The organism is Streptomyces sp. NPDC054847, from assembly GCF_053610925.1.
The window spans coordinates 23,183-36,103 of sequence record NZ_JBSGZJ010000022.1 but is presented as its reverse complement, the minus strand read 5'-3'; the positions used below and the strand labels follow the sequence as shown (position 1 = coordinate 36,103).

Below are 12,921 nucleotides of genomic sequence, written 5' to 3'. Positions count from 1 at the left end.
CACCGGATCCGGTGGCCGCCCCTCTGTTCTGCCGCGGACGGGCGGGCGTTCAGCCGAGCAGGCCGCCGATCACGCCGCCGCCCTCGTCGGAGCCGCCGGTGCTGCCGCCAGAGCCGTCGCCGGTCGGGCCGCCCGAGCTGCTGCCGCCGGTCGAGGTCGGCCCCGTGGTGCCGGAGGACGGCGGAGGGGCGGGCCGGGAGCCGCTGGGCGACTGCGTGCCGCTGCCCTGCGTCTCGCTGGGCGTACCGGCGACCTGGCCGCTCTCCTGGACGGTCTCCCGCGTGGGCGTGGACGCCGCTTCCCTGGGCTTCTCGGTGGGCCGGCTGGCGGACGGGGAGGGCTTCTCCTTGCCCGGGCGGGGTGAGCCCGCGCCGGTTCCCGACTCCTTGGGCAGCGTGGCTCCGGGCAGGTAGTTGGTCGGGTTCTGGTTCGGGCCGGGCACGGTGACCATGTCGTTCGAGCGGACGGCGCCGCCGAGGATCGAGCCCACGAGCATCGTGAGCCCCACGACGACCGCGGCGACGAGGCCGCCGCGGCGCAGGACGCGCCGGCGCAGGTCCCACAGTTCGGAGCGGGGCCCGAGGGTGCGCCAGGCCTCGCCGGCGAGACGGCCGTCGATCGAGTAGACGGGGGCGCCGGCGATGATCAGCGGCGACCACGCCGCCAGGTAGATGAGGTCCGGCGTCTCGTAGACGGGGACCGACCGCCAGCTCACGGTCATGATCAGCGCCGCGGAGAGCAGCGCGCCGACGACCGCCGCGACGCGCTGCCACAGCCCGAGGACGGTGAGGACGCCGACGATGACCTGGAGGAAGGCGACGGTGAGCCCGGCGCCGACCGGGTGGGCGACCGCGAAGTCACGCATCGGCTCGCCGAGGGCCCACGGGTTCAGGGCGTTGAGCCACTTGACCATGGAGCCGCGGTCGCCGCCGTCGAAGTAGACAGGGTCGCAGAGCTTGCCCATGCCGGCGTAGACGGAGATGAGGCCGAGGAGCACCCGCAGCGGCAGCAGCACCACTCCGAGGTTCATCCGGCGGCCCGGGTAGTAGGCGTGCCGCACGGAGTCCGCGCCGTGGCGCTGTGGAGAGCGCCGCCGGGCATGTTCCCGCTCGAAGCCCTCGTCGTCGTACGCCTCGACCTCGTAGGTCCCCGCGTCGTACGGCTGCTGCTCGTGGGACGAGCCGGTGTCGTAGGAGTCGTAGGCGCCGACGGCCTGCCGCATCGGGGGCAGCAGCGGCCTGTCCCGGCCGGGGCCGCCCGGGGCGGGGATCGTGGGGGCCGCCACGGTCTCGTCGAGGTCGACGCGGGGCATGACCTGGGTGGTGCCCGCGCTGTAGGGATCGTGCTCGAGGGTGGAGTTGCGTACGGCCTGGAGCAGCCCGGTCGCCCCGGAGTCCCCGGGAGCCGACCTGCCGCTCCATACGACGGGCGCCCTGCGCGGCCGCGCCGCCGCACCGGCTCCGGCGAGCGGGGCCAGGCGCGCGGTGTCCGCCAGGGAACGTACAGGGCGCGGGCTCCGGGCGAGCTGCACCCGGAAACTGGCGTGGCTGACGATGACCTGCGCGGGATCGCAGTCCACCTTCACCATGCTCAACGCAGGCTGATCATCGAACCCGGACCGGGGCGTTCTGGTGTCCACACTCATCTAACCGAGTGATGCGCGTTTAGGGCACGGCCGTGACGGGCCCGATCTGTCCGAGACCCGTCAAGCGTTCCTTATCGACCGGTTTACACCCACGGCCGTCCGAAAACGGCTCAATACGGTCCTCAGGCGCGCCGCTTGGCCGCCTCGTACAGGACGACACCGGCCGCGACACCGGCGTTGAGGGACTCCGCGCCGCCCGGCATCGGGATGCGGACCAGGTAGTCGCAGGTCTCGCCGACGAGACGGGACAGACCCTTGCCCTCGCTGCCCACCACGATGACCAGCGGCCCGCCGAGAGCCTCGAGGTCGCCGACCTCGCTCTCGCCGTCGGCGGCCAGGCCGACGACGGTCAGACCGGCCTTCTGGTACGACTCCAGGGCGCGCGTCAGGTTGGTCGCCCGCGCGACCGGCGTACGGGCGGCGGTGCCGGCGGAGGTCTTCCAGGCGCCCGCGGTCATACCCGCGGCGCGGCGCTCGGGGACGACCACGCCGTGGCCGCCGAAGGCCGATACGGAGCGGACGACGGCGCCCAGGTTACGAGGGTCGGTGACACCGTCGAGGGCGACGATCAGCGGGTCCTCACCGTCGTCGAACGCGGCGGCGGCCAGGTCCTCCGGGTGCGCGTACTCGTACGGCGGGACCTGGAGCACCAGGCCCTGGTGGTTGAGCCCGTTCGTCAGCCGGTCGAGCTCGGGGCGCGGCGCCTCCATGATGTTGATGTTGCCGCGTCCGGTGGCGAGCTGGAGCGCCTCGCGCACCCGCTCGTCGTTGTCGATGAACTGCTGGACGTAGAGCGTGGAGGCCGGCACGCCGTCGCGCAGCGCCTCGAAGACCGGGTTGCGGCCGACGACCATCTCGGACGTGCCCTTGCCGCCGCGGCGGGCGACGGGCCGGCGGCCGGCGGCCTTCCTCGCCTGTGCGTTGGCGACCCGGTTCTTCTTGTGTCCCTTACGGGCGGAGGCGGGCGGCGTCGGCCCCTTGCCCTCGAGACCGCGGCGACGCTGGCCACCGCTGCCGACCTGCGCGCCCTTCTTGTTGGACGTGCGGCGGTTCCTGCGCTGGCTGTTCCCGGCCATGACTTTTCGTTCCTCTGGATCGCGTCGTTAAGTGAAAGTGTGCCGCCCGGAGCACCGGGCGGCACATGTGCCCGGTGCTCAGCGCGGTCCGAGTGTCCAGCGCGGTCCGTCGGGACCGTCCTCGATGACGAGTCCGGACTGGTTCAGCTGGTCGCGGATGGCGTCCGCCGTCGCCCAGTCCTTGCGGGACCTGGCCGACTCGCGCTGCTGGAGCACGAGCCTGACGAGCGTGTCGACGACCCCGTGCAGGTCTTCGCCGCGGTCGGCCTCGCCCGCCCAGTGCGGGTCGAGCGGGTCCAGGCCGAGGACTCCCAGCATGGCACGGACCTCGGCGAGGCGTGCCACGGCGGCTTCCTTGTCGTCGGCGGCCAGCGCGCTGTTCCCCTGCCGGACCGTGGTGTGGATGATCGCGAGGGCCTGCGGCACGCCCAGGTCGTCGTCCATGGCCTCGGCGAACGCGAGCGGCACCTCGGCGGCCGGCGCGACCGGTCCCGCCTTCTCGACGACCCGCTGGACGAAGCCCTCGATCCGCGCGAACGCCGACTCGGCCTCGCGCAGGGCCTCCTCGCTGTACTCGATCATCGAGCGGTAGTGCGGGGTGCCGAGGTAGTAGCGCAGGACGATCGGGCGCCAGTTCTTCACCATCTCGGAGACGAGCACCGAGTTGCCGAGGGACTTCGACATCTTCTCGCCGCTCATGGTGACCCAGGCGTTGTGCACCCAGTACGAGGCGAAGGCGTCGCCGTAGGCCTTGGCCTGGGCGATCTCGTTCTCGTGGTGGGGAAAGATCAGATCGAGACCGCCGCCGTGGATGTCGAAGGCCTCACCGAGGTACTTGTGCGCCATCGCCGAGCACTCCAGGTGCCAGCCCGGCCGACCGCGGCCCCACGGGGTCTCCCAGGAGGGCTCGCCCGGCTTGGTCGCCTTCCACATGGCGAAGTCGCGCGGGTCGCGCTTGCCGGTGATGCCCTCTTCCGCGGGCTGGCGCAGGTCGTCGATGTCCTGGTTGGACAGCGCCAGATAGTCGGGGAAGGACCGCACGTCGAAGTAGACGCTGCCGTCGGCCTCGTAGGCGTGCCCGCGCTCGATCAGGCCGCGCATCATCTCGACCATCTCGGTGATGTGGCCGGTGGCGCGCGGTTCGTAGGTGGGCGGGAGGCAGCCGAGGGCCTCGTAGCCGTCGTTGAAGGCCCGCTCGTTCTCGTAGCCGATGGACCACCAGGGGCGGCCCTGGTCCGTCGACTTGGCGATGATCTTGTCGTCGATGTCGGTCACGTTCCGGATGAACGTGACGTCGAAGCCGCGGTACTCGAACCAGCGGCGCATGATGTCGAAGTTCAGTCCCGACCGGATGTGCCCGATGTGCGGGGCGGCCTGCACAGTGGCACCGCACAGGTAGATCGAGACACAACCCGGCACGAGGGGGGCGAAGTCACGGATCTGCCGGGCGCTGGTGTCGTACAGGCGAATGGTCACGCAACAAGGGTAGTGGGCGCGTGGTAGTGCCTCGCGACCGTTTCCTGCCAGGACGTGACATCAAGGTGACACGAGCCACACCCGTGCAGTCACCTCACCCCGTGCGGAACACGAGCGCGGTCGCTATGGCGGCGAGCCCTTCCGCCCGTCCGGTCAGGCCGAGACCGTCGGTGGTGGTCCCCGAGACGGCGACCGGCGCGCCCGCCGCGGCGGACAGCGCCTTCTGCGCCTCCTCGCGGCGCTTGCCGATCTTGGGGCGTACGCCGATCACCTGAACGGAGACATTGCCGATCTCGAACCCGGCGGCGCGCACGATCCGCGCCGCCTCCGAGAGCAGGGCGACACCGGAGGCGCCGGACCACTCGGGCCGCGACGTGCCGAAGTGCGCCCCGAGGTCACCGACGCCGGCGGCGGAGAAGAGGGCGTCGCAGGCGGCGTGCGCGGCGACGTCACCGTCGGAGTGCCCCGCGAGGCCGTAGCCGTCGCTCTCCGGGCCTTCCCAGAGCAGGCCGGCGCACCACAGTTCGCGCCCCTTCTCGAAGGCGTGCACGTCGGTGCCGATGCCGACCTGCGGCAGCCGGAGCTCCTCAGAAGCCATCGGTGGCCCTCCTCCTGGCGAGTACGGCCTCGGCCAGTACGAGATCGAGCGGCCGGGTCACCTTGAAGGCTTCCTCGTGCCCGGGGACGACGACGACCCGCAGGCCCAGCTGCTCGACCATGCTCGCGTCGTCGGTGACGTTGTCGGTGACCGTGGCGTGCGCGCGCACGAGGGTCTCGCGGTCGAAGCCCTGCGGAGTCTGCACGGCACGCAGAGCGGCCCGGTCGGGAGTGGCGACGACGGGCTCCGGCTCGTCCTTGCCGGCGGGTTCGACCAGCTTGACGGTGTCGGCGAGGGGCAGCGCGGGCACGACGGCGGGAGCGCCGTCGCGCACGGCCTCGATGACCGAGTCGACGGTCTCCACGGGCACCAGCGGGCGGGCCGCGTCGTGCACGAGGACGGTCCCGATGTCTTCGGGGAGCGCGTCGAGACCGAGGCGTACGGACTCCTGCCGGGTGTCACCGCCGGGGACGACGAGGTAGTCCGTCCTCTCGGGCAGGGAATGCGTGTCGAGGAGCCGCTTCACCTCGGGGGCCCCGTCGGGCGGCGCGACCACCACGACCAGTGAGACGGCCCGGGAGGCGGCCATGGCGCGCACGGCGTGGACGAGCATGGGCGTGCCGTTCAGCGTGCGGAGCGCCTTCGGGGCGCCGGGGCCGAGCCGCACACCCCGGCCGGCGGCCGGGATCACGGCCGCGGTGCGGTGGTGGCGCGATACGTCTGACATCGGTTGCACTCCGGCAGGTTTGTTTCCTCAGCCGACATGGGTATGGCCACAGCGTGCCGGGCGCGACGCCTTGACGGGCCCTTCCGTGACCACTGGTCTGCGCCAGCCGCCGAGGCCCGGCACGCCACGGTGCCGGACGACGACGGTCGCGACCGTCAGAAAGTTGCGACCCTTGCGCCCCTTCAGCTGCGACCTTTCATACACATGCCGCAGCGCCCGGCGGCAGGCTGGATTTCACGGAGGGTGATTTCACAGCGTGCCAGCGGGCACCGCGGCATTATCGTGCGTCAGGACGCGAGGACCTCGTCGAGCAGAGCCTCGGCCTTGTCCTCATTGGTGTTCTCCGCGAGGGCGAGCTCGCTCACCAAAATCTGGCGCGCCTTTGCGAGCATCCGCTTCTCACCTGCGGAAAGCCCGCGCTCGCGCTCGCGACGCCACAGGTCACGCACCACTTCGGCGACCTTGATGACATCGCCGGAGGCGAGCTTCTCGAGATTTGCCTTGTAGCGACGGGACCAGTTCGTCGGCTCTTCGGCGTACGGTGCACGAAGCACCTCGAAGACCCGGTCCAGTCCGTCCTGGCCGACCACATCGCGAACGCCGACGAACTCCGCATTGTCCGCTGGTACGCGAACCGTCAGGTCACCCTGGGCGACCTTGAGCACCAAGTAGGTCTTGTCCACGCCTTTGATCTGGCGAGTTTCGATGGCCTCGATCAGCGCGGCCCCGTGATGGGGATAGACCACGGTGTCGCCAACCTTGAACGTCATGTGACAGGTACCCCTTCCGTGGCTATCCAGGGTAACACGGATACGGCTTCTTCTGAATGGCGTTTTCGCAGGTCAGGGCATATCTCGGGGCTTGACAACCGAGACAGGAACGTGCTGCGGACGGCTTCCGGAGTGCGGTATTCGCAGGTCGGAGCGGCTGTGCGGGCGGACGGAAACACGCGCGTCACAGAGCGCGTACCCCCCTCCAGAGAGGCTGAACGTCCCGATTTGTCGGATTCTCGGCGGTGAACTTCCCGTACTCCGTTCGGCCGCCGCTCACCCGTACGGACCGACGCTCCGCAGAATCCGGAATTGATCACCACGACTATTCGCAAGGAATGTGCGACGACCGGGGAAATCGATCACCACGGTTATGTGAACGGGCGGGTCGGCCGGTGATCGGAACACATGATCGGGGCGCTTCTTCCGGACACCTCAGCGGGGGGCGCGGCGGCATCCGCCGGTGAGCCGGTCCGACGGTCCTTCTCGTCCGCCGCCGGTAAAGGGCGGGTCGGGTGCGGGACGTGATCGACGGCTCGGTAACCTGAGCGCGAGCTGACACGCACGTAGCCGGTGACAGCCGCCACCACCCCGTCCGTACGTAGAAGGAGAAGCGCCGCCGTGAGCAGCAGCCTTCGACGCGGTGCCCTCGCCGGCGCTGCCATCGTCTTCTCGATCGCCTCGCTCTCCGCCTGCGGTGCGGGCAACGACGCGCAGACCCTCGGTGTCAGGCCGGACAACGCGGCCACCGCCGTCGACAACCTGAAGCTGCAGAACGTGAACGTCATCACGCAGCCGAAGCCGGACGTGAAGGGCCCCGCGGTGGTGGCCCTGACGATCTTCAACGACGGCGTGAAGCCGCAGACCCTCGAGTCGATCACGCTGCCCGGCTCCGACGCCAAGGTGAAGCTGACCCCCGCCAAGGGCTCGAAGGCGCTCACCGTCCCCGCGCAGGGCCGCCTCATCATCGGCGGCAGGGACAACGCGTCCGCCGTGATCGAGAACGGCAACCAGGAGATGAACAACGGCTCCAACCGCGAGGTCGTCTTCCGGTTCAGCGAGACGGGCGACGTCAAGCTGCGGGCGCTGGTCGTCCCGGCGACGAACTACTTCAAGGACTTCGGCCCGACCGAGGTTCCGAAGCCGAAGCCGTCCGAGCCGACGAAGTCCCCCTCGGGCAGCCCGACGGGCACTCCCACCGGCACCCCGGCGTCCCCCGAGGCGCCGGCCGGCGACACGGAGGCCGCCGGCAGCGAGCCCGAGCAGCCGACCGACTCGGCGTCCGCGTCGCACGGCGCGGGCCACTGACCCCACGCACGAACGCCGAAGGGGCGCCCGCCGGAATCCGGCGGGCGCCCCTTCGCTGTGGTCACGGCGGACAGCCGGTCCGCCGGGTTCCTACGGCTCGAACTTGTAGCCCAGGCCGCGGACCGTCACCAGATAGCGCGGCGCGCCCGGGTCCGGCTCGATCTTGGCGCGCAGCCGCTTCACATGGACGTCGAGGGTCTTGGTGTCACCCACGTAGTCCGCGCCCCACACCCGGTCGATCAGCTGCATACGGGTGAGCACGCGGCCCGCGTTGCGCAGCAGCATCTCGAGCAGGTCGAACTCCTTGAGCGGCAGGTCCACCTTGCCGCCGGAGACGGTCACCACGTGACGGTCCACGTCCATGCGGACCGGCCCGGCCTCCAGGGCCGCCGGCGTGACCTCCTCCGGCTCGCCGCGGCGGCGGAGCACCGCGCGGATACGGGCGACCAGCTCCCGGGAGGAGAAGGGCTTGGTGACGTAGTCGTCGGCTCCTATCTCCAGCCCGACGACCTTGTCGATCTCGCTGTCCTTGGCGGTCACCATGATCACGGGCACGTTCGAGCGGCCCCGCAGCTGGCGGCACACCTCGGTGCCGGGCAGTCCGGGCAGCATCAGGTCGAGGAGCACCAGGTCGGCTCCGTTGCGTTCGAACTCGTCGAGTCCGTCGGGGCCCGTGGTCGCCACAGCGACCTCGAAGCCCTCCTTGCGGAGCATGTAGGACAGGGCGTCGCTGAAGGATTCCTCATCCTCGACGACGAGCACTCGGGTCACGGAAGGACCTCCGGGGCAGGAATTTCGGTGTTCGGATCGGTGTCGTAAGGCCGGTCGTCGTCCTCTTCGACGCGATCCTGGCCGCTGGTTGCGCGTTCTTTCGCCGCGCCTGCTTCTGGCAGCCGCAGCGTGAAGGTGGAGCCCTGTCCCTCGGAGCTCCATACCGTGACCTCCCCGCCGTGCGAGGCGGCCACGTGCTTGACGATGGCCAGCCCCAGGCCGGTGCCCCCGGTGGCGCGGGAACGGGCGGGGTCGACCCGGTAGAACCGCTCGAAGATCCGCTCGCGGTCCTTCTCGGAGATGCCGATGCCCTGGTCGGTCACGGCGATCTCGATCAGGTCCCCGCCGGGCGCCGAGACACGGCGGGCGGAGATGCCGACGCGGGTACGGGCCGGGGAGTAGTTGACGGCGTTCTCGACGAGATTGCCGAGCGCGGCTGCGAGCTTGCCACGGTTCCCCCAGATCCGCAGGTCGGCGGCGGCTCCCGCGGCCATGGTGATCTGCTTGGCGGACGCGGTCTGCCGGGAGCGGTCGATGGCCTCGGCGACCAGTTCCTCGACCCGTACGGGCTCGGAATCCTCCAGCGGGTCGTCGTTCTGCACCCGGGAGAGGTCGATGAGCTCCTGTACGAGGTTGGTGAGCCGGGTCGCCTCGATCTGCATCCGGCCGGCGAAGCGGGTGACCGCCTCGGGGTCGTCGGAGGCGTCCATGACAGCCTCGGAGAGCAGGGAGAGCGCCCCGACAGGGGTCTTGAGCTCATGGCTGACGTTGGCTACGAAGTCGCGCCGTACGGCCTCTATGCGGCGGGCCTCCGTCAGGTCCTCGACCAGCAGCAGGACGAGTCGTGAGCCCAGCGGCGCGACGCGGGCGGAGACGGCCAGCGCCTCGCCGCGACCGGTGCCGCGGCGCGGCAGGTCCAGCTCCACCTGCCGTATCTCCCCGTCACGCCGGGTGTCGCGGGCCATGTGCAGCATCGGTTCCACGGCGAGCTTGCCGCCGCGGACCAGGCCGAGGGCGTACGCCGCGGAGCTGGCCTTGACGACGGAGTCGGACTCGTCGAGGACGACCGCGGAACTGCGGAGCACCGACAGGACCGTGTCGACGCCGGGCGGGAGCACGGCATCGGTGTGGAGCGACGTCCGGGTGGGCCGCTTCTGTTCGCGCTCGCTCCAGCGGAACGCCAGCACGGCGATGACACCGGTGCAAAGACCGGCGATCGCTGCTGCTGCGGCAACCGCCGCGTTCACGTCCATGCATTCAGGTTATGCGGGTCGCGGGGGACTCTCCCAGCCAAACGGGTGGCACCTCGAACAGTCGTCGCTCAGAGTTCACCAAGGGGATAGTGCTGGTTCATTTGGGATGGAGCCGGCGGACTTCTGCCCACCGGAACGTGGGAGCGTGGGGGTTCGAGCCCCACCCGGACCCCGGTCGTATCAAGAGAGGGACACCATGCGGGACGCGTACCACGAGGAACTGGACTCGATCGGCGAGGGCCTGGTCGAAATGGCCCGGCTGGTCGGGTCGGCGATCGGGCGCGCCACCACGGCCATGCTCGACGCCGACCTCAAGCTCGCAGAGAACGTGATCGCCGGCGACCAGAAGGTCGACGATCTGCAGCACGACCTGGAGGCACGGGCGATCGCCCTGCTGGCGCGGCAGCAGCCGGTCGCCACGGATCTGCGGATCGTGGTCACCTCGCTGCGGATGAGCGCCGACCTGGAGCGCTCCGGCGACCTGGCCCAGCACGTGGCCAAGCTGGCCCGGCTGCGCTTCCCGGACCGTGCCGTGCCGAACGACCTGCACGCCACGATCCTCCAGATGGGACAGCTGGCCCAGCGCCTGATGGCGAAGGCGGCGGAGGTCATCATCACCAAGGACGTCGACCTGGCGCTCCAGCTGGAGCAGGACGACGACGAGATGGACTTGCTGCACCGCACGCTCTTCCAGCACCTGATGGACGACCGCTGGAAGCACGGCATCGAGACGGCGGTCGACGTGACGCTGCTCGGCCGCTACTACGAGCGGTTCGCCGACCACGCGGTGTCGGTGGCGAAGCGCGTGGTGTACCTGGTGACGGGTGAACACGCCGACGAGATCCAGCAGCAGACGACGGTGGAGGGCGCGTAGCGGCGCTCAGGGGGCGTACGGAGGGCGCTTGCGCGCACATGCGCCGTTGATGCGCCCGGCCCGGCGGGACTGCAATGGGCGTGGCGGCATTCCAGTACGCCCTGAGGAGGGACCCATGGCCGAATCCCCCACCACCGACCCCCGGCAGGAAGCCCCGCGCGAAGCGGTCCACCTGCCCGTCATCGGCGCCTGCGGCTGCGGCTCCGGCTGCGGCTGCGGCTGCCAGTCCGGCGCTCCATGCCAGTGCGGCGGCTGCTGCGGCTGACACGCACCCGCACGACGAGGGCCCCGTCCGCGACGGGGCCCTCGCTGTGCGGCGTCGTTGCCGCGCGGATCACGCGTGCCGCTCGACGGTCTTGTTCCGGTTCCGTCGGACATCAGGCCGCGAGCAGCACCTGCTCGCCCTCCACCGGGTTCCCGTAGTGGGTCCAGATCTGGTTCAGCTCGTGCTGGTAGTAGAGCGCGTGCAGGCCGGCGACGATCATGAGGATCAGCCCGATCCAGGGGTTGCAACTGGGCCGCATCCCGGCCGCCTTCTGCATGTCGGCGATGCGCTGACCGGTGTTGTAGACCGAAACGAAGGGCGGAACGATCACCAGCCAGCCGACGAGCACGGCCAGCACCGCGTATGCCGGGTTGACCTCGATCCGGCGATCGAAGTCACGGGCCTCGCGGTTGACCTTGTAGTACCAGACGAAGTGGTAGACACCCAGCGTGATCAGCGGCCAGACCAGCCACACGAGAAAGATGTTGCGGGGCTTTCCGATACGACCGGACACGACGCACCTCCTCTCACTCCAGTGCATCACGCCCACCGGGATCAGGCGCGCGGTGCGGGGGCGCCTCGCTCCAGCACGACGAGGGCCCCGTCCGGTCACGGACGGGGCCCTCGTCCCGGGCGTCAGGCGGGCCTCGTCCTCATGGAGGACCGCACGAGATTCATCGCCTCCAGTGTCGGCGCGTCGCCGCCCTCCACGGACACGACGACGGTCGGCCGGGATGCCATCACCGCGAGACGCCGCACCCGAAAGGGCTTGGCAGTTCTGTCGGGCGGGCTCATCAGGTAGTCCCACTCCAGGGCCGAGCTCGAGGCGACCTTCCACTCGTGCTGGTGAGGGTCGCTCGTGTACTCACCGGCGTTGGCGGTGTTCGTGCCTTCGAAGGAGTCCATCACGCCCTGGGGGGTGGCCCCGCCAAGACCGACAGGCACGTAGACGGAGAGAGTCACCTTCGCCCCCGCTGCCCCCGCCTGGATCTCACACTCGTGCGAGAAGCGGAACCAGCCCGTCTCCTGGTGGCCGCCGCCCCGCTTCGCCTTCCACGGCTTCGCCACGTCGAACGTCACTGGCAGCGCACACGCCGAACCGGCACCCCCGATCGACGCGACGGCGGAGCCGCCCCCGGCCTCGCAGCCGAGCATCGCGCCCACCAACAGCGCGGCCCCCAGTACCTCACGTATCCGCCTTCGCACCCGTCCCCCCAACTTCGCCGGCCGTCACGCACGAGCCCCCTGCCTGCGGAGAAGCCGGGGTCAGGGGGCTAACCGTACGGGGCTACGTCCAGGACGCGTGGCGGCTGGTGCGCTGACATCACGCGCACACTGTGTGGCCCCCGTCCAACCGTGGGCGGGGGCCGCACAGGGGTACGTCGGCCGGGTTGACCTTCATGGAGGACCGGACGAGGCGCATGGCCCGCAGCGCGGACGCGTCGCTGCCGCGCACCGTCACGACGACCGTTCCCTGATGGGTCACCACCACGAGACGCCGCACCCGGAAGGGCTTGATGGAGGAATCCGGCGGGCTCATCCGGTGATCCCACTCGAGGGCCGGACTGGAAGCGACGTCCGACTCGTCGGAGGAATGGTCCGACTCGTACTCGCCGTAGTTGGACATCCAGACACCCGCGGCGGTGTCCATCACGCTCCGGGGGGTCCTGTAGCCGGGCCACGGGTCGGGGACGTAGACGCCGAAGCTCACTTTTCCGGCCTCGGTGCCGACCTCGAGCTCGCAGTCGCGCGAGTCGGTCCGCTTCGCCTTCCGCAACTCGGCGACGTCGAACGTAACCGGCAGTGGACACGCCGAATCGGCACCCCCGATCGACGTGACGGCGGGGCTTTCTCCGCCCCTGCCTCCGCCGCACCCGAGGAGCGCACCCGCAACCAGCGCGGCCCCCAGCAACTTTCGTATCCGCCTTGCCATCGCCCCCCCCCGTTTCAGCGGCCGGTACACGTACGCCACCCTGCCCGTAGCGAAACCGCGGGCACGGGGCCTGGTCGTGCAGTGGGCTACTTCTTCTTGCCCTGGTTCCTGCCAAGGAACTTGGCGACCTACGTTATCGCTGGTGCGGGGCTGGCGCGACGGCCCATGACCGGTCGTCATTGGTCGTCGTTGACTGGTCTCGATCGGCCTCGGACGGCCCAGAGA

General features: G+C 70.3%; 14 protein-coding genes. 3 read left to right on the top strand and 11 right to left on the bottom strand.

Annotated elements, in window-relative coordinates:
• Positions 1-49: 49 nt before the first annotated feature.
• The 6 genes from ACWGH4_RS04925 to ACWGH4_RS04900 all read right to left on the bottom strand — a co-directional run bounded on the left by ACWGH4_RS04925 (position 50) and on the right by ACWGH4_RS04900 (position 6,292).
• Entirely contained in the window at positions 50-1,588 is a 1,539-nt protein-coding gene (locus tag ACWGH4_RS04925; RefSeq protein WP_453455683.1) for a DoxX family membrane protein, read from the bottom strand.
• Between the two features lie 179 nt (positions 1,589-1,767).
• The gene (rlmB, locus tag ACWGH4_RS04920) at positions 1,768-2,721 is read right to left on the bottom strand and encodes a 23S rRNA (guanosine(2251)-2'-O)-methyltransferase RlmB (RefSeq protein WP_441266766.1); all 954 of its coding nucleotides are present in this window, start codon (positions 2,719-2,721) and stop codon (positions 1,768-1,770) included.
• Between the two features lie 78 nt (positions 2,722-2,799).
• On the bottom strand, positions 2,800-4,197 hold the full coding sequence (cysS, locus tag ACWGH4_RS04915) for a cysteine--tRNA ligase (protein WP_441266767.1): 1,398 nt from the start codon (positions 4,195-4,197) through the stop codon (positions 2,800-2,802).
• Between the two features lie 94 nt (positions 4,198-4,291).
• A complete protein-coding gene (gene ispF, locus ACWGH4_RS04910) occupies positions 4,292-4,795 on the bottom strand; it encodes a 2-C-methyl-D-erythritol 2,4-cyclodiphosphate synthase (protein WP_453455679.1) in 504 nt (167 codons plus the stop codon).
• Positions 4,785-5,522, bottom strand: coding sequence for a 2-C-methyl-D-erythritol 4-phosphate cytidylyltransferase (gene ispD, locus ACWGH4_RS04905; RefSeq protein ID WP_453455676.1), 738 nt, complete (start codon positions 5,520-5,522; stop codon positions 4,785-4,787). The genes ispF and ispD overlap by 11 nt, the downstream gene beginning before the upstream one ends.
• Before the next feature lie 287 nt (positions 5,523-5,809).
• Complete coding sequence (locus tag ACWGH4_RS04900) at positions 5,810-6,292, bottom strand: CarD family transcriptional regulator (protein WP_003953493.1); 483 nt, start codon at positions 6,290-6,292, stop codon at positions 5,810-5,812.
• A gap of 621 nt (positions 6,293-6,913) precedes the next feature.
• Between ACWGH4_RS04900 and ACWGH4_RS04895 the strand changes: the two genes are divergently transcribed.
• Positions 6,914-7,600 carry a DUF461 domain-containing protein gene (locus tag ACWGH4_RS04895; protein WP_453455674.1) on the top strand — a complete coding sequence of 229 codons (687 nt, stop codon included), beginning with the start codon at positions 6,914-6,916 and terminating at the stop codon, positions 7,598-7,600.
• A 90-nt stretch (positions 7,601-7,690) separates the two neighbouring features.
• On the opposite strand, the gene ACWGH4_RS04890 is transcribed toward ACWGH4_RS04895, so the two are convergent.
• Complete coding sequence (locus ACWGH4_RS04890) at positions 7,691-8,371, bottom strand: response regulator transcription factor (RefSeq protein WP_053557145.1); 681 nt, start codon at positions 8,369-8,371, stop codon at positions 7,691-7,693.
• Positions 8,368-9,624 (bottom strand): sensor histidine kinase, encoded by a 1,257-nt coding sequence (locus tag ACWGH4_RS04885; RefSeq protein WP_159690443.1) that lies wholly within the window; start codon positions 9,622-9,624, stop codon positions 8,368-8,370. The genes ACWGH4_RS04890 and ACWGH4_RS04885 overlap by 4 nt, the downstream gene beginning before the upstream one ends.
• A 196-nt stretch (positions 9,625-9,820) precedes the next feature.
• On the opposite strand from ACWGH4_RS04885, the gene phoU reads away from it, so the two are divergent.
• Together phoU and ACWGH4_RS04875 are read left to right on the top strand one after the other, a co-directional pair.
• Positions 9,821-10,498 carry a phosphate signaling complex protein PhoU gene (phoU, locus tag ACWGH4_RS04880; protein ID WP_005315637.1) on the top strand — a complete coding sequence of 226 codons (678 nt, stop codon included), beginning with the start codon at positions 9,821-9,823 and terminating at the stop codon, positions 10,496-10,498.
• Positions 10,499-10,613: 115 nt separating this feature from the next.
• Complete coding sequence (locus tag ACWGH4_RS04875; RefSeq protein WP_441266771.1) at positions 10,614-10,763, top strand: hypothetical protein; 150 nt, start codon at positions 10,614-10,616, stop codon at positions 10,761-10,763.
• Positions 10,764-10,875: 112 nt separating this feature from the next.
• Here ACWGH4_RS04875 and ACWGH4_RS04870 read toward each other — a convergent pair whose 3' ends face one another.
• The 3 genes from ACWGH4_RS04870 to ACWGH4_RS04860 form a co-directional block, all read right to left on the bottom strand.
• Positions 10,876-11,277, bottom strand: coding sequence for a DUF4234 domain-containing protein (locus tag ACWGH4_RS04870; protein ID WP_453455669.1), 402 nt, complete (start codon positions 11,275-11,277; stop codon positions 10,876-10,878).
• 122 nt (positions 11,278-11,399) lie between these two features.
• Positions 11,400-11,969: a lipoprotein gene (locus ACWGH4_RS04865; RefSeq protein ID WP_453455666.1), complete on the bottom strand. Its 570-nt coding sequence runs from the start codon at positions 11,967-11,969 to the stop codon at positions 11,400-11,402.
• A 118-nt stretch (positions 11,970-12,087) separates the two neighbouring features.
• The gene (locus tag ACWGH4_RS04860) at positions 12,088-12,696 is read right to left on the bottom strand and encodes a lipoprotein (RefSeq protein WP_453455663.1); all 609 of its coding nucleotides are present in this window, start codon (positions 12,694-12,696) and stop codon (positions 12,088-12,090) included.
• Positions 12,697-12,921 lie beyond the last annotated feature (225 nt).

Excerpts from the sequence above, each read along its gene's own strand:
- ACWGH4_RS04900 (WP_003953493.1), bottom strand. The coding sequence starts at position 6,292 with ATGACGTTCAAGGTTGGCGACACCGTGGTCTATCCCCATCACGGGGCC.
- rlmB (WP_441266766.1), bottom strand. The coding sequence starts at position 2,721 with ATGGCCGGGAACAGCCAGCGCAGGAACCGCCGCACGTCCAACAAGAAG.
- ispD (WP_453455676.1), bottom strand. The coding sequence starts at position 5,522 with ATGTCAGACGTATCGCGCCACCACCGCACCGCGGCCGTGATCCCGGCC.
- phoU (WP_005315637.1), top strand. The coding sequence starts at position 9,821 with ATGCGGGACGCGTACCACGAGGAACTGGACTCGATCGGCGAGGGCCTG.
- ispF (WP_453455679.1), bottom strand. The coding sequence starts at position 4,795 with ATGGCTTCTGAGGAGCTCCGGCTGCCGCAGGTCGGCATCGGCACCGAC.
- ACWGH4_RS04875 (WP_441266771.1), top strand. The coding sequence starts at position 10,614 with ATGGCCGAATCCCCCACCACCGACCCCCGGCAGGAAGCCCCGCGCGAA.
- ACWGH4_RS04885 (WP_159690443.1), bottom strand. The coding sequence starts at position 9,624 with ATGGACGTGAACGCGGCGGTTGCCGCAGCAGCAGCGATCGCCGGTCTT.
- ACWGH4_RS04925 (WP_453455683.1), bottom strand. The coding sequence starts at position 1,588 with ATGGTGAAGGTGGACTGCGATCCCGCGCAGGTCATCGTCAGCCACGCC.
- ACWGH4_RS04860 (WP_453455663.1), bottom strand. The coding sequence starts at position 12,696 with ATGGCAAGGCGGATACGAAAGTTGCTGGGGGCCGCGCTGGTTGCGGGT.